This is a genomic window from Paenibacillus sp. FSL H3-0302 (genome assembly GCF_037982245.1).
In the GTDB taxonomy this organism is placed as follows: Bacteria; Bacillota; Bacilli; order Paenibacillales; family Paenibacillaceae; genus Paenibacillus_AQ; species Paenibacillus_AQ odorifer.
Window position 1 is genome coordinate 3,312,253 of record NZ_CP150284.1, and the last position, 22,939, is coordinate 3,335,191.

Consider the following 22,939-nt stretch of genomic DNA (forward strand, 5'->3'; position numbering starts at 1 on the left):
ATGTGGAAGCTTAAGCATTATTTGAGGCCATATTGGGTGTGGTGTGTGTTGGCACCATTGCTGATGCTGGTCGAAGTAACTATGGATTTACTGCAGCCCACGCTCATGGCGAGCATTGTGGATAAGGGTGTCATGACAAAAGACTTGTCTCACATTTTCTCGACCGGACTGATCATGCTTGGTGTAGCATTTATCGGTCTAATTGGTGGGGTGGGCTGCACTATTTTTTCGAGTATTGCTTCTCAAAACTTCGGAAATGATTTGCGGATTAGCTTGTTTGAACATATTCAGAAATTTTCTAATAAGAACCTGGATCAATTGAAGACGGGCTCACTGATTACACGATTAACAAATGATGTGGTACAGCTGCAAACCTTTGTGCAAATGATTTTGCGGAGTATTCGATCTCCCTTGCTATTAGTCGGAAGCTTGGTGATGGCGATTCGGATAAGTCCTATGCTGACCCTCATCCTAGCCGTTGCCGTGCCACTCTTGAGTTTAATTTTGTATGGGTTAATCCGACTTTCTTTTCCTTTGTTTCAGAAAATGCAGGTCAAATTAGACGGTGTGAACACAGTGTTGCAGGAAAATTTATCAGGCATTCGTGTAGTCAAAGCATTCGTCCGCGCTAACCATGAACAGAAACGCTTTAATACAGCTAACAAGGATTATACAGAAATTGCGATAAAAGCGGTACGGTTAATGTCATTAAATATGCCGCTAATGATGCTTGTACTAAATGCCAGTATTGTTGCTGTACTATGGTTTGGGGGAGTGCAAAGCTGGAACGGTGGGCTGCCAGTTGGTCAGCTGATTGCTTTTATTAACTATATAACCCAATTGTTGATGTCAATGCTGATGTTAAGCAATATGTTGACCTTCTTCTCACGAGCCAAGGTTTCTGCCGATCGGGAGAATGAAGTATTTTCCACCATTAGTGAGATTAAAGAAGTTGCCAACGCTAAAAAAGATGCCATACACAACGGTCGGATTGTATTTGACAATGTATCTTTTGCTTATGATCCTTCGGATGAAAATCTAGTGTTAGACGATATTAATTTCACTGCGGAGCCAGGAGAAACAGTGGCCATTCTTGGTGCCACCGGTACTGGTAAATCATCATTGGTCAGCCTCATTCCCCGGTTTTACGAAGTGTCCTCTGGATCCATTACAATTGATGGCTCCGACACTCGTATGATTGCTCTGGAAGATTTGCGTAGCAGAATCGGATTTGTTATGCAGCAGGCTATTCTGTTCAGCGGTACTATCCGCGATAATATCCGATACGGCAGACCGGATGCCACAGATGAGGAAGTGGAAGAAGCAGCAATAGCCGCTGAAGCTCACAGTTTCATTTTAGAACTTCCACAGGGTTACGATACAGAGCTCGGCCAGCGTGGCATTAACCTGTCCGGTGGGCAAAAGCAGCGGCTTTCGATTGCACGGGCACTTTTAATTCAGCCAACAATCCTCATTATGGATGACAGCACTAGTGCGCTCGATGCAGCGACAGAGTCACGAATCCGGCAGATGTTAAAAACACGGCTGCGCAGCAGCACGAATATTTTGATAGCTCAGCGTGTCACCTCTGTAATTGATGCTGATCGTATTCTGGTATTAGAAAATGGCCGAATTGCTGTACAAGGTACACATGATGGGCTTATGAACAGCAGTGAAATATACAGAGATATCTGGAGATCACAGATGAAGGGAGAGGAGGTGCCTTATGTCAAAGCTTAATAACGGCATGAACACCACTCCTTTTAATCGATCAGGCGGATTCGGACCTGGATCTGGGCCTGGATCTGGCCCCGGACGGGGCGGAGCTGTGCCAATCGTACGTGCTAAGAATCAAGCGAGCACTCTCAAACGCATCTGGACTTATTTGAACCGCCAGCGTTTCGGGTTAATCATTGTATATGTATTTACTGTGTTGAATGCAATCCTTTCGTTGATCGGGCCTTATCTAATCGGTAAAGCGATTGATACTGCCGTAATTCCTCACGATTATCAGGGTCTTATTCGCTTTTGTCTACTCCTAATAGGTATTTATGGGCTAAGCAGTGTGGTTGCTTGGGTGCAAGCCTATGTTATGACATCCGTTTCACAGAATACCGTGTTTGAGCTGCGTCGTGATCTGTTCAGCAAATACCAACAGCTACCTATTAAGTTTTTTGATACGCAAGCTAACGGAGAACTAATGAGCCGGGCAACCAACGACATAGAGAGCGTATCCAGTACACTTAATCAGAGTGTGACCCAGTTATTAAACAGTTTGATCACCCTAAGCGGTTCACTAGTGATCATGTTAATGATGAACGTTCCGTTGACCGTAGTTTCACTGATAACGATCCCTCTTGTGTTATTGTCCAGCCGTAAAATCATAGGTTTAAGTCGAACTTATTTTAAAAATCAGCAACGCCATCTAGGTGAGTTGGGTGGATTTATCGAAGAAACCATCAGCGGACAAAAAGTAGTCAAACAATACAGCAGGGAAGAGACAGAAGTGAAACGGTTCCGCAAAATCAGCGGAGAGTTGAATAAAGTCGGCATTAAGGCACAAATTGTTTCCGGATTAGTGGGACCGGTCATGAACATGATTAATAACCTTGGATTTGCGATCATTGCCGGGGTGGGTGGCTGGATGGCTTTTCATAACATGGCTACGGTTGGCGTAATCGTTAGCTTCCTTACGTATTCCAAACAGTTCGGACGCCCGATCTCCGATCTTGCTAACCAGTACAATCTAATTCAGTCGGCAATTGCTGGTGCGGAGCGTGTGTTTGAAGTTATGGATATGCCATCCGAATACGGTGACGGTGATGAACAAAGTGACGATCTGCCAAGGTTAAAAGGGAACGTTGTTTTCAAGGACGTTTCATTTGCTTACAAGCCGGATTCACCAATTCTGAGTGGGGTTACGTTTGAAGCAAAACCCGGAGAGAAAATTGCGCTTGTTGGCCCAACGGGAGCTGGAAAAACGACCATTGTCAACTTGCTGATCAGATTCTATGATTTAAGCGGCGGCTCCATATTCATTGATGGCCGCGATATTGGAGAGCTGGATAAAAATGCACTTCGTAGTCAATTGGGAATGGTATTGCAAGACGCGCATGTATTCTCGGGAACGATTCGGGAAAATATTCGCTTTGGACGTCTTGATGCGACAGACCAAGAGGTAGAGGAAGCGGCAAGATTGGCCAATGCAGATGCCTTTATCAATAGACTGCCGCATGGATATGAGACTATTCTCCATGCGGAAGGCAGTAATTTGAGCCACGGCCAGCGTCAGCTTTTAACGATTGCCCGCGCCATTCTAGCTGATCCAGCTATTTTGATCCTAGATGAGGCAACCAGCAGTGTGGATACGCGTACGGAAATGCATATTCAACAGGCGATGGAAAAGCTAATGAAGGGACGAACAAGCTTTGTGATCGCCCATAGGCTTAGTACCATCCAGGATGCTGATCGTATACTCGTTATTCAGGGTGGCGGAATTGCCGAGCAAGGCAGTCATAAAGAGCTTCTTGCGCTGCAAGGTGTTTATTACGAGCTGTACAATACCCAGTTCAAACGAGCGATTTAAAAGAATCTTTACTTGAACTGATAACATTTGTAAGTAGATGCTTTTATCGGACTCCTCTGACCTTAAAGGCAAGATTTTCTGATTTTCAGAAGATTAAAGGACCCCACTGCAGCTATTGGCATGAAAAACACAAAATATAAGTCACTTTCTAAGGAATAACGTCCTTGAGGTCTGAAGCCCTGTTTCAAGAGCTGAAAACTACCAAATAACGTCATCTGGGACCGAAGTCCTTAAAAAGATGTGTAATCTATTGGCGTAATTAATGCCCGATAAAAAAGAGCGGCGTTTCACCTATTATAGGAGAATCGCCGCTTTTTTTTATAAATTCCTCTCTAATAACGTTCCGAGTTGTTCATCCAAGACTTGATAGGTCACAGGTCTTTCATTCTTGAACCACCATTCCACTACCCCTGCATAAGCCGATGCAACAAAACTAATAATAACCTCTTCATGTAACCCTTCGTTTATGCCTTCGGTGGTAGTTACTTCATGTCTAAACTCATCGAGAAGAAAGCTTAAGAAACGATTTCGGAAATAAGGAGCACCTTTTCAATAACAGCCTTTTTGAGCGCATCTTGAGTTTTGAATTTCAGAAGGAAGTCACAATAGAACAGAGGATCATATTATTGAAGTACTCAATTATTCTCAATCGATAAATTGATGCTGGAGGGTGGGGGCATTTTAAACGGGTCTTTCCTGAATGAAGATTTAATTGATGAGTTGAGCCTGGTTATAGTTCCCATCGCAGATGGTGCCTCTAATTCTGTGACCTTATTTGAAATGGATGCATCTATGAAACAACAGCCCCCAGCAAATTTTAGCTTGAAGAGTGTAGAAAAACTTGCGGATGATGGGCTATGGTTGAAGTATGTAACACGGCGTGATTAAATCTATGTTTCTTAAAAAGCGCAAAGCAAAATATGCTTTGCGCTTTTTGAATTCGAGAAAGTAGTAAGCATTCTTCTCATTCCAAGCCTGCCAGATGCATCGTTTGTTTCAGACGATCTACGTTCACATAGATGTCCTCCAGTCCTGGAAAACGAATCGCAGGATCGGGTACACCTTGCCCGTACACCATATAATATTCGAGATTATTATGGTTGCTGATCATCCAATAGGTTGGAACAACATGCTGGGCATGGAAAATTTCAATGACCTGTGTTCCAGGCTGGCAAAAAGCCAGATTAGCGAGTCCAGCACCATGTGGACCTACGATTACTTTCGCTGAGGCGAATAATTGGATTTGCTGGGCAACCGTCCAGTCCTCTAGACAAATCGGTACGATATTAAAATTCTCAAGGCAGCGGATGACATCATCTTCATTAACCAACCGTCTTGAGCTTGCTTTTTTTCGTGAGATATAAAAACGTTCTGGAGTGACTAGTGTTGTTTCTCTATGCGGCAACAAAAATCTTCGCAGTGTATCCGTGGTCCAAGGAGGATAATGTGAATTCATCATTAAGGAAGGGACAAGTAGCCGGTCAGCCTGAACATATACTTCTGAATTCGTCCGGATCACCAATGACTCGGATATCCCAAGCATGGCCCACGTTTGTTCCACAAAGGGTCCATACGGATTTGGATTCATGATAATAGTGGAGTAAGTGATTCCGCTCGATTGAAGCATCGCTAATCTAGGAAGCACATCATACATCCAATGAAAATAGTTATGGTCTCCGCAAAAGGTTAACACCGCCGCGGTCCCGGCAAAATGTTGAAGCTGCGGATCATTCCACCGGCGAAACACTGGGTGCTCATCTGCTTCAAGCATCCTATATTGCTTGGCGTCATATTCTTGGGAAAGATCAAAGATCAATTTCCCTTCTGGTGTTAGAACAGCACCAGATTCTCCCCATACCTTCCCTCTGGAAATGGTGGCAACGTATCCGCCAAAGGGCTTTAAACAATAAGGTGTTAGTGCTGGAGCAATGCTCGTTTCAATGCTTTTAGGCGCTCTGAACTCAGCCGCCCGTCCGAAGTCAAAAGGAACGACATTCCCCGCTTCCTTTGTACTGTTTTCGTTGTGGGAAGTAAAGTCCCAGATGCTTTGGTAATATCCTTGGGGTGGTACCCCTTGTGCAGAAAATAACATCATGTCACCTCATATTCCCAAGTAGAAGCGCAGAAACCTTATTAAGCTATTTTATGAAATGAACAATCTTCGGACACAGACTTACACGGAAAGAGGCGGATGAACAAGATTTGATTCAAATGCTGTTATTACTTGATTAATAGGCTTGACATGGACCAGGATTGAATATAAATTCAGTTTATTCAAACGCCGTTTAAATCATCGATTAGGTGCAATGTACTGCCGGAAGTGTTAACTATTCCGCAGTTCCTTTTCATCGGTATGCGTTGGAGCTGTTTTATGAATTAATATGTAACCCTTTAAGACAGGGCAATAGGATATTACAATTTAATTGGAAAGTGTGGATTCGAGATAAATGAAGTATACAAAACTTGGAAAAACGGGGCTGGATGTATCCCAACTGTGTTTAGGTTGTATGAGCTTTGGCGTTGCCGAACGTTGGATCCATCAATGGGTGCTTGATGAGAAGCAGAGCCGTGTTATCATAAAAAAAGCGCTTGACCTGGGTATTAATTTTTTTGATACAGCGAATGTATACTCCGATGGAACGAGTGAAGAAATCGTTGGACGAGCGCTTAAGGATTATGCCAATCGAGACGAGATTGTTTTAGCAACTAAGGTCTTTAACCGTATGCATGAAGGTCCGAACGGAGCAGGATTATCCCGGAAAGCAATTATGAGTGAGATTGATAAGAGTCTCAAGAGATTGGGAACAGATTATGTAGATCTATATCAGATTCATCGCTGGGATTATCACACACCTATAGAAGAAACGATGGAAGCTCTTCATGATGTAGTGAAGGCTGGTAAGGCAAGATACATAGGTGCCTCAGCAATGTATGCTTGGCAGTTTCAAAAAGCGTTATATGTAGCGGAGAAAAACGGTTGGACCCGATTTGTATCTATGCAAAATCATCTCAATCTTATCTATCGTGAGGAAGAACGAGAGATGTTGCCGCTTTGTAAGGAAGAGAATATTGGTGTTATTCCCTATAGTCCCCTTGCATCAGGAAGACTTACGCGAGACTGGGCGGTATCAACTCATCGTTCAGAAACTGATCAGATTCAAAAATCTAAATATGATGGAACTGCCGATACCGATCAATTAGTCGTGGAGCGAGTTGCGACAATCGCCGAAAAACACGGTGTTCAACGGATTCATATCGCTCTTGCTTGGTTGCTTCAAAAAGAACCAGTTACAGCACCTATCATCGGGGCTACAAAAACATCGCATCTCGAAGATGCCGTAGGTGCGTTATCCATTACTTTAACCTCTGAAGAAATTGCGTTTTTAGAGGAGCCTTATGTACCACATTCCATCGTTGGTTTTAATTAATAAAAAATCAATGGGGGAGGATAATCCCGTAGAGCCGAAGTCAGCGTTGTTTACCAACGTTTAACTGTATTTCGTACAGCTATATTCCTTCAAATCACTCAGCTCGGGGATATAAGTGTACTTCGTACATCTATTTCCTTGATTTTCTACCCATTAGGTAGGTTTGGTTGTTTTTAGTTGTATAAAGTGCAGTTAAAGTATGAAGGTTCTTTCTGCGTACGGAATAAGTGTATAGAATGCAGTTATTTTCCAGATTCCATTAAAACGTAGAGCTACATGAATGCGGAGAGTAAATTCCGATCGCCTCAAGTTCAAGGTTTGCTATAAGCGATTAGCGACCATTAGTCTGTTTATATTCACTTGCCCATAATCTGATCAGGTAATGCGCATTAATTCAAAAACACCAGGGAGTGATTTTCCAATAATAGGAGAATCGCTGCCTGGTGTTCTTTTTTTACCCTCAAAGCTTGTTCCTATAGACCTTGGGTGACATCCCATAGATTTTAGTGAATTGGCGAGTAAAATAATTACTATCACTAAACCCGCATTCATGTGAGATTTGGGTGATACTGAGATTAGAATGCTTTAATAACCCGCAAGCCCGTTCCAGACGTAAACGATGAAGATAAGCGATCGGGGTTGTCTGATAGTAGGAGCGAAAGATCCGGTTTAAGTGTCTGACTGATATGTCCGAATGTTTGGCGATCTGATCCAGTGTTAACGGCTCAAGATAACGATCTTCCATATATGAGAGTGCATTCGCCAAATGCATCAGATGGTTCCCCTGAATCCCTTTTTCCTGTGGGTCATAATGTCTGGACAAATAGACGACCAGTTCCATAAACTTGGAGCCCAGCATGGTCTGATAACCCTGTAGCTTGTTGTGATATTCTTCAATCATACCCGCAATGAGAAAAGAGACATACTCCAGGTTAGGAATCGGCAAGCTGAGTTTGCTTGTGTAGGAATGTTTATGACGATACAGGGGTTCCAACACAAATAAGGCTTGAAAGCCGTTGGATGTCCGCAAATCCGCTCCGGCCGTCGATAGCAATTCAGGCTGAAACATAACATTGCAGATCTTGAAATCCTGAGGATCTTTAAAAGCATGCGGGGTCGAACCATTAATTACAAACACATTTCCCTTTTTGATAAAAGACTCCTCAGTATTAACAATATGTGTAGCTGTGCCACTCAATACAATTACGAGCTCTGAAAAGTCCGCATGTCTATGTAGATCGGTGTCTTCGTCGTGATAGCCGTATTGAATAAAAAATGGAAATTGACGATCAGATGTAAACCATTTTAAATAAAATTCACTCAACTCGTTACCCTCCAAAAGCTTGTCTAGATGAATGTCTATATCATGCTATTTTAGGACCGAATAATCAAGGCTTTCTATCCAGTTGAAGCAGTATAATCCTTGACATAGGTTTCAGTGATTAAGATAGAGAAGGAGAATATTACATGAAATATAACAATCCGATTATCCCGGGGTTTTATCCAGATCCAAGCATTTGCAGAGTAGACGAGGATTATTATCTGGTAAACAGTTCATTTGCCTATTCTCCGGGAATACCCATTTGGCACAGCAAGGATTTGGTGCATTGGAAGCAGCTTGGGTACTGTTTGACTCGTGAGAATCAGCTTCAATTTGATGAATCCGTGGTGTCCGGAGGTGTTTGGGCGCCGACTCTTCGTTATTATAACGGTCGTTTTTATATGGTTACGACAAATCAGGATAGCGGAGGTCATTTCTACGTTTGGGCGGATGACCCGGCAGGCGAATGGTCGAATCCACTTTATGTGGAGCAAGAAGGCATTGATCCCTCCTTGTTTTTTGACGATGGAAAGGTTTATTTCACAAGCACAGGCTCCGAGCAAGGGATGGGGATCTACCAATGTGAGATTGATATTGAAACGGGTCAAAAGCTTAGCGATACACGCTTGATCTGGACTGGTAGCGGAGGGAAATTCCCTGAGGGTCCACATCTTTACAAAATAAACGATTACTACTATTTGATGTGTGCGGAAGGTGGGACAGAATATGGACATATGGAGACTATTGCAAGAAGTAGATCGCCATATGGGCCTTATGAATCGTCTCCTCACAATCCCATTTTGACACATCGAAGTTCAGATTACCCCATTCAAGCTATAGGGCATGCCGATTTAGTTGAAGCACAGGATGGTAGCTGGTGGGCGGTATTTCTGGGGATTCGACCAGTAGGTTATCCTTACCATCATCATCTTGGCAGAGAGACATATTTGGCTCCTGTTCAGTGGACGGAGGAGGGGTGGCCAATGATTGGTGATAACGGAGTGGTTGGTTTAGAAATGGAAGCTGACCTGCCTTCACCAATGCCGTGGGAAGAAGAGCCTGAAACCGACGATTTTGATCAATCTGACCTAAGAATGAGCTGGAATTTCATACGTAATGCTAATAAGGTGGATTGGTCATTGCAGGAACGGGGAGGGTGGCTAGCTTTACGTGGATCAGATGTGAGATTAAATGAGAAGGGTACGCCTGCTTTTATTGGCTGTAGACAGCGGCATTTGAATTGTGAAATTACCACCAAAATGGAATTTCGCCCTCTTGAGGGTGACGAAGCTGGTCTTGTAGTTTTTATGGATCAGAAGTATCACTACGCAATTGGACTAACGCAGATGGAAGGTGAAAATGTTATTACGCTGCGCAGACAGGTAGGGAGCATTAGTGATGTGGCATATTCTTCGGCTTTCGAAGGAACAGGGGTAGAATTGAGAATCCAGGTATTACCTGAAAAATATATATTTTACTATCGAGGTGTGGATCAAATATGGCATCTGCTTGGCGAAGCCGAGACACACTTGATATCTACTGAAGTCGCAGGCGGATTTACTGGAGTATTCTTCGGCATGTATAACTACTCTCCTTATGGAACAACTGCTTATTATGATTGGTTTAGCTATCAAAAGAAATAAAAGGCGGTCGGCTACGTGATCGTCAGAAAAAGCAGTGTTAGCTTGTGAAAAATACAAAGCAGCGATTCTCCAAGTATGGATGAATCGCTGCTTTGTGGTTTTTGGTTGTTGGATTTAGTTGTTTATTGGTTGTTGTTGATGTTGTTTTTTGGTTGTTGTTGTTGTTGTTGTTGTTTGGATATCGTTGTTTTTTTGTCGTCGTTGGTTGTCTGCCTCAGCTTGTATTTATCAACCTCTTAGGCTTAAGGACTCAGAGGACGTTATTTGCGTATTTATCACTTTTTAAGCATAGTTTCGGACCCCAATGCAGCTATTACTTCGAAATAGATTCTTATTGAGTGTTTTTTGAGCCAATAGCGGCTATGCGGTCCTTTAGCATCCCAAATGTGAGATAATACTGCGTTTAAGGTCCCCTGGGTCCGATAGTGACCAGCAGATAGGATAAGCCTGATAGGATAAGCCTGATAGGACCAGCCCGATAGAATCAGCGTGTGCGCAAAGGTTACCTATACATGTTGGTCTTTAGCGGATAGTTCCATATTGTGAATGAAGAACACGTTCGCTTTTATCCTATGAGCATATTTTCCTTCAAACGCTTGATGTCTGCTCTAGGGGGTGAACCAAACATCCGAGAATATTCGCGGCTGAATTGTGATGCACTTTCATAGCCAACACGGAACGCGACATCCGCTGCATCCGCTGATTCAGATAATAAAAGGCGGCGAGCTTCCTGTAAGCGCAGATGCTTTTGAAACTGAATAGGACTCATGGCAGTTACCTCTTTGAAGTGTCTATGGAACGAAGAAATACTCATATTGGCTGTTTCAGCAAGCTCTTCAATCCGCAAAGGTTTATCACAGTTCTCGATAATCTGTTCGATGGCCTCCCGAATGCGGTAGGTGCTGCTACCTTCCATCGCAATTTGAGCGAGTGTAACTCCATAGGGTCCCTGCAGAAGCCGGTATAGAATTTCATCAGTATAAATCGGAGCCAAAAACGGAATGTCCTTGGGATCATCCAGCAAACGTACCAATCTCAGGATCGCATCCAATAGTGATAACTCTATCTGCCCGACATACATAGCTCGCTTAGCATTTTCTTTCGGAGCGAGTTTAAATTCGGAATCATTTAGTACTTTCAAAATCTGACTCTGCGTGAATTCTAGCTTAAAGCTTAAATAGGGTGCGTTGGGAGAAGCTTTTATAATCTGACCGATAACGGGTAAATTCATTGATGATATTAGATAATTTGCGGGACCATACTCAAAACGCTCCTTGGCCAATAAGATCTCCTTTGTTCCCTGCGCAATGAAACATAAAGAAGGTTTGTATACTCTGTATACTGGCTCGGTCACATTGGAGTTACGAATCACAAACAATGAGGGGATAGCGGTCTCATATACTCCATCCTGGCTCGAATGATGTTCAATCAATCTGGCGAGTTCTTCTTTCCGCTCTAGTAATTCTTTAGACATGTGCTCCTCCTAATGTTTTGTTCTTATTCAATTATAAAGTAAAAACATCTTTTGTGTTAGTGATAGTGAGAGGAATAGGCAATCATTTAAGATAATTGAGATAACGGCGTTCACTTCATTTATCGCATAATTAGAACTAAGAAAGGGGTTTTGAAATTGAGCAATGTTTTGATCATAGGAGCTAATGGCGGAATTGCACGACATGCGATTGATTTGTTTTTGAACGAAACCGATGCCCGCTTAACACTTTATCTCCGTAACTCGGACAGATTAAGCCATATAACATCCAGCCGTGCTCGAGTAGTTGAAGGAGATGTGTTGGATAGTGAGCAATTAAAAGAAGCGATGATCGGGCAAGATGTTGTTTATGCTAATCTGGCAGGTAATTTGGAGAAAATGTCTAAGACCATCGTTGAAGCAATGAACACCACTGGTCTTAAACGTTTGATTTTTATCAGCTCAATGGGCATTTACGATGAAGTTCCAGGAGAGAAGTACAGCAGTATATTGGATCCATATCGTAAATCTGCAGAAATTATTGAAGCTTCAAATCTTAACTATACAATTCTGAGACCTGGATGGTTTACCTATAAAGACGAGATAGACTACGAAATAACTCAGAAAGGTGAACCTTTTAAAGGGAGAGAAGTGTCGCGAAAAAGTGTGGCTGCATTAGTTGTTAAATTGGCCGAGTCACCAGATATGGAAATTCGCCGCAGTTTAGGAGTAAACAAACGCAAAATCTAAAGGAGACACAAACTAATGGAATATACAAAACTTGGTCGTACTGGTTTGGATGTATCTAGAATTTGTCTTGGTTGTATGAGTTACGGAGTACCTGAACGTGGAATGGCTCCGTGGTCGCTAAATGAGGAGCAGAGCAGACCCTTTATTAAAAGAGCACTGGAGCTTGGCATCAACTTCTTTGATACGGCTAATGTATACTCTGACGGAACAAGCGAAGAAATTGTCGGACGTGCCTTAAAAGAATTCGCTCGCCGCGATGAGGTAGTCATTGCTACAAAGGTGTTTTTCCGGATGCATCAGGGACCAAATGGAGCAGGACTTTCACGCAAAGCGATTATGACCGAAATAGACAACAGTCTAAAACGGCTGGGCACAGATTATGTGGACCTATACCAGATCCATCGTTGGGATAATGACACTCCTATCGAAGAGACCATGGAGGCCCTTCATGACGTAGTAAAGGCAGGTAAAGTTAGATATATTGGAGCGTCCTCTATGTATGCTTGGCAGTTCTTGCAGGCACAGCATGTTGCTGAGCGTAACGGTTGGACTAAATTTGTCTCTATGCAAAATTACTTGAATCTACTCTACAGGGAAGAAGAACGGGAAATGTTGCCTCTTTGCCGGGAAGAAGGAATCGGTGTGATCCCATGGAGTCCGCTTGCTAAAGGTCGACTAACCCGTGATTGGAATGAACAAACAGCTCGTTCAGAGATAGACGAAGTCGGAAAGGCATTTTATGCAAAAATGGCTGAGGCTGACCGCAAGGTTGTTGAGGTAGTTGCCGAAATTGCGGCAAAGCGCGGGATTCCACGTGCCCAAGTAGCGCTTGCTTGGGTTCTGCAAAAAGAGCAAGTAACATCGCCTATCATTGGTGCAACCAAAGCAAATCATCTGGAGGACGCCGTTGCAGCGGTATCAGTGAAGCTGGAGCCAAGTGAAATAGCGAGTCTGGAAGAGCCTTATGTGCCACACCCAGTTATAGGAAATCTAAGCTAGATAAAAAGCGTGATACCCTTGGGGATCGCGCCTTTTTTTTACCTAAGCTAAACTTTCATCTACCATTTAGTGCCTTTAGAAACTTGTCTTTAGTTTGGCTTAATCGTTGCTCAGCACCATGCGGGTGCAAGGGTTTGCATAAATAGGTGAATAAGAAAACACATTCCAATCGATAAAAATGACATGTTAATTCTTCTTAAGCCAAGGTAATATGTATCCGATATGTGAGAGTGAATATAGAAAAGGAGATGAACTCTTTATTATTAATTCCACATTGAAGCATACGCACATGAATACTGAAATTGGCCAACCAGCCATCCTCAATCCAAGTCAGGTGTACCCGACGGTTTCCTTCACACCGTGTGTTAACGGAAGGGTTGCCTGTGAATTGATTTTTGATAGAACGAAACTGGTGACTGAGTTGCCTGAGACTCCTATGGTTAAAGACTCGTTAATGGAATGGACACCGTTAGGCACGGCTGATCTACTGGGTACTTATGAACTGCGAATGACCCTCAAGCAGGACGGAAAAGCTCCTCAGTATGACTCATATTATTTTACCGTGCTGGATCCAAAGAGCATCCCCGCGGGACAGAGCACAATCGCTTTCCTTGGTAACGATGGAATGATGATGTATATCGGTGATTATCGAGGTAATCGGATCTTGGACTTTTCTAATGCGGGTTATAGGGGTGGTGGTGTTGAGATCCCGAATATTCCCGTTAAGTCGACCGTTCTACCCTTGGACGGAGACGCGACGGACCGTATTCAGGTGGCAATTGACCAGTTGGCTATGCTCCCGCTCGATAAGAACGGATTCCGCGGGGCAGTCCTTTTGAAAAAAGGCAGATATGAAGTCGGAGGCACGTTGTTCATTAAAGCAAGCGGGATCGTCCTTCGCGGTGAAGGTCAGGACAAAGAGGGCACTATTCTCTATGGTACCGGAGCGAAACTGCGAAATCTAATTGAAATTGGTGAAAATGCAGATCTTATGCTGGACAGCAACTCGAAGCAGATGATTTCAGATTTGTATGTGCCCTCAGGCTCGCGTTCTTTCCATGTAGAAGACGGGGGTGCTTACAATGTAGGCGATCAGATCATAGTCCGCAGAATAGGTAATAAAAACTGGATTCACGAAATTGGTATGGATAACATCTATAAGCGCCCGGGTGGAACCGTAACCCAATGGTCACCGTTCAATCTGGATTTTGACCGAGTCATCACTGCTATTGTAGGTAATACGATTACGGTCGATGCCCCATTGGCGAATGCTATCGAACGTCAGTGGGGCGGCGGAGAGATCTATAAATATACAGACCATGCCCGCATTCAGCAGGTGGGGGTAGAGAAAATGAGGGTAGAGTCCGATTTTGACCCAAGCATTATAGATATTAAGATGGATAACGATACAACAGATCCTTATTATGCGGACGAAAAACATGCTGAACGTTTCGTCGTGTTCAACAGTGTGAAGAATGGCTGGGTTCGAGAGGTGAGAGGTTACCATCTGTCCTATTCTCTCGTTCAAATGAAGCGTTATTCCAAATGGGTTACGGTTCAGGACTGTCAAATGTACGATATGATCAGTGTGGTTACTGGGGGTCGCCGTTATGTCATACATCAGATGGGCCAGCTAAATCTCGCTCAACGTATTTATACAGAGACGGCGCGGCATGCGTTCACCGTCGATAGCTGGGTACCGGGGCCGAATGTATTTCTGGATGGAGAAGCTGTTAAAAATTATAACACCAGTGAACCTCATCATCGCTGGTCAGTCGGAGGCCTGTTCGATAATATCAAAGCTCCCATCTCTATTCGGGATAGGGCGTGGTTAGGCAGCGGACATGGCTGGGCAGGTGCGAATTATGTGACTTGGAATACACAAGGAGAGCTAACTTTACAGCGGCCACCAACCGCTCAAAACTACGCCATTGGCCATGTTGGTAGCAAGATACCCGGACTGGTTCCTAACGATTATGATTCCCGGCCCCGTGAAGATGGATATTGGTGCAGTTGCGGTCAACATGTCGTCATTAATAGTCTCTACAAGCAGCAGCTGATGGAACGTTTAGGTCGAAATGCGCTCAGTAATATAAAAAAATAATTTACAGTAGGGTGCGGAATTTTCCGCATCCTTTTTAGTGTGGATCATAAAAAAACACAACCCCTAACAATCTATGCCATGGAGAGACATCAGGATCAAGAGTAGCATAGGAAGTGGAGTTACTGACGAATGATATGACCTGAAAATAGGAAAGGCCAGGTGAACAAGAGTTGAGTGAAAGAAGACGAGCGAAACAAGAGGTGGCATTACCGGCAACCAAGCAGGAATCAGAACGTCTTCGATTATGGTATACAAACCCGGCGTCAAATTGGAATGAGGCTCTTCCCATAGGAAATGGGCGCCTCGGGGCAATGGTGTCCGGTATGATCGGCCAAGATAAAATCCAGCTTAACGAAGATTCAATTTGGTACGGCGGCCCTGGACGTGCAGCTAATCCTGCAGCTCAGCCATATTTAACAGAGATTCGGCAAATGCTGAAAGACGGCAGGCAGGCGGAGGCAGAACATTTGGCACGAATGGCTATGACTGCTTCACCAAAATATGAGCAGCCGTACCAGCCACTTGGAGATTTGATTTTAAAGTTTCTGGATTCCAGTGAGGTTATAGAAGAATATGAGCGGGAGCTCGACTTGGAGCAAGCGGTCGTTACGGTATCGTACCGTTGTGGCGGGGTTCGCTATTACAGGCAATATTTTATAAGTGAACCGGACGGTGTATTGGTAGTCCGATTGACAGCTGACAGACTTGGCAAGATCACGTTGGCTGCGAATCTTATGCGTCGTCCGTTCGATACCGGCTGTAGCACTGGTCCTGCAAACACAGTTTTAATGAATGGGGAATGCGGAGCGGATGGCGTTCGCTTTTGCACAGCACTAAGGGCAGTTCAACAAGGGGGCCGCCAGAGGCTCATCGGGGATTTCATCTCTATTGAGGGGGCAGACTCCGTCACCCTTATGCTGGCAGCGCAGAGTACCTTCCGTGTAGATCAACCTGAAAAAGCCTGTCTAGAGCAATTGGATCAAGCTACGGCTCAGTCTTTTGCAACTCTAATAAAGCAGCATAAGGAGGAATACAAGTCCCGGTTTGCTCGATTTTCAATCGATTTAACTAGGGATGGAGACCCGTTCGCAGAGCTTCCTACCGATAAGAGATTACAGCGTTTACAGCAAGCAAAAGATGAAAGAAGCAATCCCAATGAGTCTGGTGATCCGGGACTAGTTGCACTATATGTACAGTATGGGCGCTACTTACTGCTTTCCAGTTCTCGACCAGGTACGTTGCCTGCTAATCTGCAAGGCATATGGAATGATAGCTTTACCCCGCCATGGGAATCAAAATATACAATTAATATTAACCTCCAGATGAATTACTGGCCTGCCGAAGTCCTAAATATGGCTGAATGCCATGAACCGCTGTTTGATCTGATCGAACGGATGCAGTTGAACGGTCAAGAAACGGCAAAAGAAATGTATGGCTGTCGCGGTTTTGTTGCTCATCATAACACTAACTTATGGGCGGAAACCCGACCAGAAGGCATCCTAATTACCTGCACGGTCTGGCCAATGGGTGCTGCTTGGTTATGCCTTCATTTGTGGGAACACTACCGGTTTGGACTGAACCTTTCTTTTCTCAAGGAAAGGGCCTATCCAGTGATGAAGGAAGCAGCGATTTTTCTGCTTGATTACATGGTAGAGGAAGGTGGCTTACGAATTACTGGGCCTTCTGTCTCCCCGGAAAACCGCTTCCTACTTTCGGACGGAAGCAACGGCAGCCTCTGTATGGGACCATCCATGGATTTGCAAATCGCATATACATTGCTATCCGCCTGTTCAGAAGCGGCATTAATTATCGGAGAAGAAGATACAATGTTTCTCTCTGAACTACATGAGACGCTTGAACACATTCCACAGCCGAGTGTGGGCAGTCATGGACAGATTAAGGAATGGCTGTTTGACTACGAAGAGCAAGACGCAGGTCACCGGCATATTTCTCAGTTGTTCGCATTACATCCGGGGGAACAGATTGACATGAGGCACACCCCTGAGCTTGCCGCAGCAGCCCGGCGAACGCTTGAACGCCGCCTTGACGGAGGTGGAGGTCATACCGGCTGGAGCAGGGCATGGATCGTCAACTTTTATGCCCGTCTCGGTATGGGTGCGGAAGCCTATGAGCATTTAATTAAACTGTTAGCCTCCTCCACGTATTCGAATCTTTTAGACTGCCATCCACCCTTTCAAATAGACGGCAATTTTGGTGGAGCAGCAGGGGTAGCAGAAATGCTGCTGCAATCCCACCGAGGAGAACTTCGACTATTACCTGCCCTTCCCAAGGAGTGGTCTTCAGGCAGCATAAGGGGGATGAGAGCAAGAGGTGGTTTTACCGTTGATCTTTCTTGGAGCCAAGGAAAGCTGGATGAAGCGACGATTCACTCTACGGTTACCGCTGAATATCGAATTTCGTCTGCTGTTCCGCTCGATCTGCCAGAACAATCTCTTATTAGCGATGGTCAGGGATTTGAATATACTTTTTCTTCAGTTGCAGGGAAGTCCCGCAAGATTCGTGCACAATAGTCAATCGTAATAAAACACAGGCAAGCCGAAAAATCTCCATTTTGAAGACCTGGATATTGGATTAACATTAGCCATACAACAAAACCCAAACTGCAACCAAAGGAGCGATATTTATGCCACAACAAGTGCCAGCCGCATTGCCAGCGAGCAGGCCAGATCTTTCCCCATTCCAAAGACGAATGACCAATTTGCGCAAATATAAGGCGCTATATCTCATTTCACTTCCAGGCATTATTTTTTTTATCGTATTTAAATACTTACCCTTGGCGGGTTCCATCATGGCCTTTCAAAACTACAACATATTCAAAGGTTTTACAGGCAGTCCGTGGGTTGGCCTTGATCAGTTCCGGCGGATGTTCACCTATCCAGAGTTTTTGAGAATTCTTGAAAATACTATCCTGATCGGCCTATATGATATGGTCTTTGCGTTTCCGGTTCCCATAATATTCGCCCTCCTTCTTAATGAAGTGAGAAAAGCTTTCTATAAACGGATTTTGCAGACCGTCGTTTATTTGCCCCATTTTCTCTCATGGGTCATTATTGGGGGGATTATGATTGGCATTTTGTCCCCAACGACAGGTATCGTGAACCAGATCTTAAATACTTTTGGGCTCGACTCCGTTTATTTTCTGGGCGAGGACTCGTATATTCGTACCATCCTGGTTGGAACAGGCATATGGAAAGACAGTGGATGGGGAACTATTGTTTATTTAGCCGCACTCGCTGCTGTGAATCCTGAGCTGTACGAAGCGGCTCGGATTGACGGAGCAAATCGTTGGAAACAAACCTTATCTATAACGATCCCGACGATCTTGCCCACTATCATGATTATGTTTCTGCTTCATATCGGTAACTTCCTTGATTTTGGCTTTGAGCGAGTGTTTGTATTTATCAATTCGCTTAATGAGACCAATGGAGATATTCTCGATACTTATATATACCGAGTGGGTCTTATTGATCAGCAATACAGCTATACAACAGCTATAGGCCTCTTTAAATCGGTCGTCGGACTGTTGCTAGTCATGATCGGGAATACGCTTAGTAAAAAAGCATCAGGGGATGGACTTTACTAGAAAGGAGTCGAAGAGTAAATGAAAAATAAAGGTCGCCTATTTGACGTTTTCAACTATATATTTCTGATGCTGGTCGGGTGCTTGATGGTCTTCCCTCTGCTGCATGTGCTCGCCAAATCATTTAGCAGCACTCATGCCATTAATGCAGGCGAGGTTAAGCTATTCCCTGTAGATTGGACGCTCATGAATTATCAAGTTATTCTTGGGGATACCTCCATCTGGAGAGCTTTCATGGTAAGTATATTTATTACAGTTGTCGGAACGCTTATTAATCTGATTTTAACTGCATCACTGGCCTATCCTTTATCCAGATCCGAATATTCGATGCGCAAAGGAGTTCTGATTTTAATCCTAATTACGATGATATTTCACGCTCCGCTCATACCGAACTATATGGTCATCAAAAACTTGCACTTGATCGACTCTTTATGGGTATTAATCATCCCATCGGCCATCAGTGCATATAACCTGTTCATCATGCGTTCTTTTTTCTCAGCCCTGCCTACTGAGCTGATAGACAGCGCGCGAATGGATGGAGCGGGAGAGCTGCGCACGATGTGGAGCGTCATCCTTCCTTTGTCCAAACCTGTTATGGCAACTATGGGCTTGTTTTACGCGGTATCCCATTGGAATTCTTATTCATCGGCGTTGTATTTTATCAATACACGAGCGCTTTATCCACTTCAGCTGCGGCTTCGGGAAATCGTACTGAGTAACGACCTTGGGCAAGCGGGCAGCTTATTAGAAAACGTAAATGAAGTATCTCCGGCAGGTGTGCAAATGGCAGTTATTGTCGTCTCCGTCATACCGATTATTATCGTGTATCCGTTTCTGCAAAAGTATTTTATCAAAGGGATGTTAATCGGATCTATTAAGTCTTAAATTAATCAGCTTGCATCATCCTTTAAAAGAAACAGCCATCTGCTTATCAAAATATGGTAAGATATAATCCAAACTCAAAAATGGAAGCGTTGCCAATAATCGCAACTTCAAATCAATTTCATACCACAAGACAACTGATTCTGATTCCATTCCGGAAGGGATTTGATACAAGTGCGAGTATTGATTGTAGAAGATGAGCCTGTCATTCAAAAAGGATTGGTGAAGATGGTCCAGCGTTATCCGGTCTCATTCACCGCGATTTATACAGCCGACGACGGCGAAGCAGCCTTAGAAACGATCCAAAAGCTAGAACCGCATTTAGTGCTGACAGATTTGCGCATGAAGCGGATGGATGGCCTTGATTTATGTGAACGAATTCACCGTGATTACAGTCATGTCCAGGTGGCAGTCATTTCCGGGTACAATGACTTTCAATATGCACAACGAGCAATGGCCTATGGCGTTAAACGGTATTTACTGAAGCCGGTTCTCCAGCAGGATGTGCATGATATGCTGAGAGAACTGATATCCGGCATGACAGGCAGCATTATTCCTGTTCATAAATACGTGGATTGGGCCGAACAGCTGGAACAACACATCTGGCTGCTGCAACGTGATGAGACAAACCGTCTGCTTGATGAAAGAGAAACATCGGGTTTATTTGAAGGATTGAACGTCTTTAGCATGGATGCAGTGCTGAATGATTGTCTGCAAATGATCGTAGATCGCTTGGAACGCCGAGGCTGGAAGCCTCCGTCCCGGTGCTGTGGAGATGTGAAAGCCGCCAATACGAAAAAAGAAACGATGTTAGCATTTGTCGCGATAATAAACGGTATACTTGCGGAGCTGCAGCTTACTCGCAAAGGCAACTATAAGGACCCGGTTGAAGAAGCAAAAGCTTTCATTGATAAACATCTGGCTGAGGATGTGTCGTTAGAAGAAGTAGCCAAACGGGTGGGACTTGCCCGCACCTACTTCAGCGCATTATTCAAAAAAATGACGGGGGAAACCTTCGTACACTATCGGATCCGGAGACGAATGGAGGAAGCGCGCAGACTTCTTGCCGTACCCACCATGACAATCAGTGACATCTCGATTCATGTAGGTTACGAGGATTATCCTCATTTTACGAAGACATTTAAAAATCTCGTGGGTGTGTCACCTTCGGAATACCGTGCTTCGTTTGGCATTGAATAATGAGAGCAACCCTCAGCCGGAAGCTGCTATTTTATTTTACCATTGTCATCTTACTTTCCCTGTCAGCGCTGGGGATTTCCTTTTACAGCATTTCTGCCAAGCAATTGCAGTCAAGCACTGAAAACCAAATGATTCAGATCGTAAATAATGCAGTTCATCATACCAATCTCTATATTTCATCCTATCAACGGTCGACCGTGGCGCTACTAACGGATTTGAGAGTTAAAAGATATATTGATCTATCAGCAGATCGTGAGGAATATGAAAATTACCGCTACACGACCGATATTCGCGATGCTATTGTTGAACCTGTATGGATTCGCAATCCCGAGATTGAAGCCCTATATATTATCGGGTATTCCGGGAATGCGCTTTATTATTATAATGGCGGTTCAGCGCCATCTTTTACACAGGAAGACACCGCTAGACAGATCCGGTATTTCAAAGAACATACAGATGTCAGTGGACAGTTGAATGTAATCAATTACAGTATCCGTGGGGATCAAACGCCGATGTTGACCTTAATCCGCAGCATTCGCGGTCTTCAGTCACCAGAGATGAAAGGATTTGTAGGCATCGAAGTCAAAGCGGAGGAGCTCTCTACGTTATGGAAAGGAATCGATCTTGGTCCCGAAAGCTATTTTTTTATTGTAGATGGCGAAGGCAGGATTCAATATCATAACGATCAAAACAAAGTAGGGACGTTGATTCCCGATAGTCTTGGCAAGCAAATTGAGCAAGCAGGAGAGGCGATGTTCCGCAGTTCGGCAGAGGGCGTGGAAAAATCTTATATCAGCCGTAATGCGGAATATTCCGGTTGGCATCTGGTTGTATCCATCCCAGACACTCAGCTGCAAAAGCCGCTAATTACCATCCGGAATTATATTATTGTTGTCGCGATTTTGACATTTATGATAGCGCTGTTTCTGGCAAGCCGATTTGGTAAGTCCGTTACTACACCCATCCGTATACTGATGAAAGGAATGAGCCAGACCGAAAAAGGGAATTGGGAATTAATCTCCCTTCCGAAAAGCCAGGATGAGGTCACTGGGCTTATCGTTCGTTACAATCTGATGGTAACCCGCCTGTCAGAGCTTGTGGACACCGTGTATCAGTCAGAACTGAAGAACAAGGAAATGGAAGCTGAGCGGCAGAAGGCCGAATTCCAATCCTTACAGCTGCAGATCAACCCTCATTTTTTATACAATACGCTCGAAACGGTGGTCTGCTATGCAGTAATTCAGGATTCAGATGAAATATCAGAAATCGTCGGAGCCCTGTCCTACATGCTGCATTATTCGGTGCGCACCAATCTTGAAGAGATAACCGTAGCAAATGAGCTGAAGCATGTCATCCATTATATGGTCATTATCAATCACCGGATCGGAAGGCCGTTTGAAATCGATGTGCGGATAAAGCCTGAAATGCTTCTGCGCAAAATGGTTCGCTTGACCTTACAGCCACTTGTGGAAAATGTGTTCCAGCACGCCTTTCGGTATGGTGTTGAAGATTATCACACAATTACGATTGATGCTGGAGAGGATGGCGATATCTTCTGGGTCAGCATTACGGATAATGGCAGCGGGATGACCCCGGAGCGGCTTGAAGAACTTCGCCTCAAATTGAGTGAAAATCGACTTGCCGATGTGGAGGAAGGGAAAGGAAGCCCAGGCGGCATCGGTGTGCAAAATGTTCATCGCCGGATTCAGCTTGTCTTCGGAGAAGAATTCGGCGTTGACGTAGAAAGCAGTCCAGAATGCGGAACACGCATGATCATGAGAATGCCGATTTCCGGAAGGAAGGAACATCAAGTACTTAATGCATAGGTGCTAATCACCGAAGAGAAAGAGGATCAAAAGGCTGTCCTGAGGTCCGAGCCGCGGACTTTTGGGGATGGCCTTTTTTTAAAACGATAACCGATCACAAAAAAACACATCCCACAATAATCCACCCC

The 22,939-nt window shown here is 44.2% G+C and carries 15 protein-coding genes and 1 pseudogene; 12 read left to right on the plus strand and 4 right to left on the minus strand.

The features are described from left to right. Nucleotides 1-1,740, plus strand: a complete 1,740-nt coding sequence (locus MHH50_RS14760; RefSeq protein WP_076278449.1) for an ABC transporter ATP-binding protein — start codon at nucleotides 1-3, stop codon at nucleotides 1,738-1,740. Next, nucleotides 1,727-3,586 carry an ABC transporter ATP-binding protein gene (locus tag MHH50_RS14765; protein ID WP_340034533.1) on the plus strand — a complete coding sequence of 620 codons (1,860 nt, stop codon included), beginning with the start codon at nucleotides 1,727-1,729 and terminating at the stop codon, nucleotides 3,584-3,586. Before MHH50_RS14760 ends, MHH50_RS14765 begins: the two co-directional genes overlap by 14 nt. A gap of 318 nt (nucleotides 3,587-3,904) precedes the next feature. Here MHH50_RS14765 and MHH50_RS14770 read toward each other — a convergent pair. Together MHH50_RS14770 and MHH50_RS14775 are read right to left on the minus strand one after the other, a co-directional pair. Beyond that, nucleotides 3,905-4,120 (minus strand): annotated as a pseudogene (locus tag MHH50_RS14770) (TetR-like C-terminal domain-containing protein); the annotation flags it as partial. Nucleotides 4,121-4,550: 430 nt separating this feature from the next. After that, nucleotides 4,551-5,681, minus strand: a complete 1,131-nt coding sequence (locus MHH50_RS14775; RefSeq protein WP_340034534.1) for a glycosyltransferase family 61 protein — start codon at nucleotides 5,679-5,681, stop codon at nucleotides 4,551-4,553. Between the two features lie 352 nt (nucleotides 5,682-6,033). On the opposite strand from MHH50_RS14775, the gene MHH50_RS14780 reads away from it, so the two are divergent. After that, on the plus strand, nucleotides 6,034-7,014 hold the full coding sequence (locus MHH50_RS14780) for an aldo/keto reductase (RefSeq protein ID WP_076125870.1): 981 nt from the start codon (nucleotides 6,034-6,036) through the stop codon (nucleotides 7,012-7,014). A 460-nt stretch (nucleotides 7,015-7,474) separates the two neighbouring features. Here the strand turns inward: MHH50_RS14780 and MHH50_RS14785 are convergent, their stop codons facing one another. After that, a complete protein-coding gene (locus MHH50_RS14785; protein WP_076125669.1) occupies nucleotides 7,475-8,338 on the minus strand; it encodes an AraC family transcriptional regulator in 864 nt (287 codons plus the stop codon). A 143-nt stretch (nucleotides 8,339-8,481) separates the two neighbouring features. On the opposite strand from MHH50_RS14785, the gene MHH50_RS14790 reads away from it, so the two are divergent. After that, on the plus strand, nucleotides 8,482-9,978 hold the full coding sequence (locus MHH50_RS14790) for a glycoside hydrolase family 43 protein (RefSeq protein ID WP_340034535.1): 1,497 nt from the start codon (nucleotides 8,482-8,484) through the stop codon (nucleotides 9,976-9,978). A 565-nt stretch (nucleotides 9,979-10,543) separates the two neighbouring features. On the opposite strand, the gene MHH50_RS14795 is transcribed toward MHH50_RS14790, so the two are convergent. Further along, on the minus strand, nucleotides 10,544-11,452 hold the full coding sequence (locus MHH50_RS14795; RefSeq protein WP_076190385.1) for an AraC family transcriptional regulator: 909 nt from the start codon (nucleotides 11,450-11,452) through the stop codon (nucleotides 10,544-10,546). 156 nt (nucleotides 11,453-11,608) lie between these two features. On the opposite strand from MHH50_RS14795, the gene MHH50_RS14800 reads away from it, so the two are divergent. The 8 genes from MHH50_RS14800 (at nucleotide 11,609) to MHH50_RS14835 (ending at nucleotide 22,811) form a co-directional block, all read left to right on the plus strand. Further along, nucleotides 11,609-12,199, plus strand: coding sequence for an SDR family oxidoreductase (locus tag MHH50_RS14800; RefSeq protein ID WP_076280650.1), 591 nt, complete (start codon nucleotides 11,609-11,611; stop codon nucleotides 12,197-12,199). A 15-nt stretch (nucleotides 12,200-12,214) separates the two neighbouring features. Next, on the plus strand, nucleotides 12,215-13,198 hold the full coding sequence (locus MHH50_RS14805) for an aldo/keto reductase (protein ID WP_076184577.1): 984 nt from the start codon (nucleotides 12,215-12,217) through the stop codon (nucleotides 13,196-13,198). A gap of 289 nt (nucleotides 13,199-13,487) precedes the next feature. Further along, nucleotides 13,488-15,302 (plus strand): hypothetical protein, encoded by a 1,815-nt coding sequence (locus tag MHH50_RS14810; protein WP_340034536.1) that lies wholly within the window; start codon nucleotides 13,488-13,490, stop codon nucleotides 15,300-15,302. 170 nt (nucleotides 15,303-15,472) lie between these two features. Then, complete coding sequence (locus tag MHH50_RS14815; RefSeq protein WP_081390433.1) at nucleotides 15,473-17,833, plus strand: glycoside hydrolase family 95 protein; 2,361 nt, start codon at nucleotides 15,473-15,475, stop codon at nucleotides 17,831-17,833. A gap of 179 nt (nucleotides 17,834-18,012) precedes the next feature. Next, nucleotides 18,013-18,906, plus strand: a complete 894-nt coding sequence (locus tag MHH50_RS14820; RefSeq protein ID WP_076190487.1) for an ABC transporter permease subunit — start codon at nucleotides 18,013-18,015, stop codon at nucleotides 18,904-18,906. 18 nt (nucleotides 18,907-18,924) lie between these two features. Beyond that, nucleotides 18,925-19,788 (plus strand): carbohydrate ABC transporter permease, encoded by an 864-nt coding sequence (locus MHH50_RS14825; RefSeq protein ID WP_076125649.1) that lies wholly within the window; start codon nucleotides 18,925-18,927, stop codon nucleotides 19,786-19,788. Between the two features lie 171 nt (nucleotides 19,789-19,959). Beyond that, nucleotides 19,960-20,985: a response regulator gene (locus MHH50_RS14830; RefSeq protein ID WP_076276512.1), complete on the plus strand. Its 1,026-nt coding sequence runs from the start codon at nucleotides 19,960-19,962 to the stop codon at nucleotides 20,983-20,985. A 128-nt stretch (nucleotides 20,986-21,113) separates the two neighbouring features. Then, nucleotides 21,114-22,811, plus strand: coding sequence for a histidine kinase (locus tag MHH50_RS14835; RefSeq protein ID WP_340034537.1), 1,698 nt, complete (start codon nucleotides 21,114-21,116; stop codon nucleotides 22,809-22,811). Nucleotides 22,812-22,939: the final 128 nt, after the last annotated feature.

What these genes read in the sequence shown, in the direction of transcription:
- MHH50_RS14760 (WP_076278449.1), top strand. Translation starts at nt 1, where the DNA reads ATGTGGAAGCTTAAGCATTATTTGAGGCCATATTGGGTGTGGTGTGTG.
- MHH50_RS14765 (WP_340034533.1), top strand. Translation starts at nt 1,727, where the DNA reads ATGTCAAAGCTTAATAACGGCATGAACACCACTCCTTTTAATCGATCA.
- MHH50_RS14775 (WP_340034534.1), bottom strand. Translation starts at nt 5,681, where the DNA reads ATGATGTTATTTTCTGCACAAGGGGTACCACCCCAAGGATATTACCAA.
- MHH50_RS14780 (WP_076125870.1), top strand. Translation starts at nt 6,034, where the DNA reads ATGAAGTATACAAAACTTGGAAAAACGGGGCTGGATGTATCCCAACTG.
- MHH50_RS14790 (WP_340034535.1), top strand. Translation starts at nt 8,482, where the DNA reads ATGAAATATAACAATCCGATTATCCCGGGGTTTTATCCAGATCCAAGC.
- MHH50_RS14795 (WP_076190385.1), bottom strand. Translation starts at nt 11,452, where the DNA reads ATGTCTAAAGAATTACTAGAGCGGAAAGAAGAACTCGCCAGATTGATT.
- MHH50_RS14805 (WP_076184577.1), top strand. Translation starts at nt 12,215, where the DNA reads ATGGAATATACAAAACTTGGTCGTACTGGTTTGGATGTATCTAGAATT.
- MHH50_RS14810 (WP_340034536.1), top strand. Translation starts at nt 13,488, where the DNA reads ATGAATACTGAAATTGGCCAACCAGCCATCCTCAATCCAAGTCAGGTG.
- MHH50_RS14820 (WP_076190487.1), top strand. Translation starts at nt 18,013, where the DNA reads ATGACCAATTTGCGCAAATATAAGGCGCTATATCTCATTTCACTTCCA.
- MHH50_RS14825 (WP_076125649.1), top strand. Translation starts at nt 18,925, where the DNA reads ATGAAAAATAAAGGTCGCCTATTTGACGTTTTCAACTATATATTTCTG.
- MHH50_RS14835 (WP_340034537.1), top strand. Translation starts at nt 21,114, where the DNA reads ATGATTCAGATCGTAAATAATGCAGTTCATCATACCAATCTCTATATT.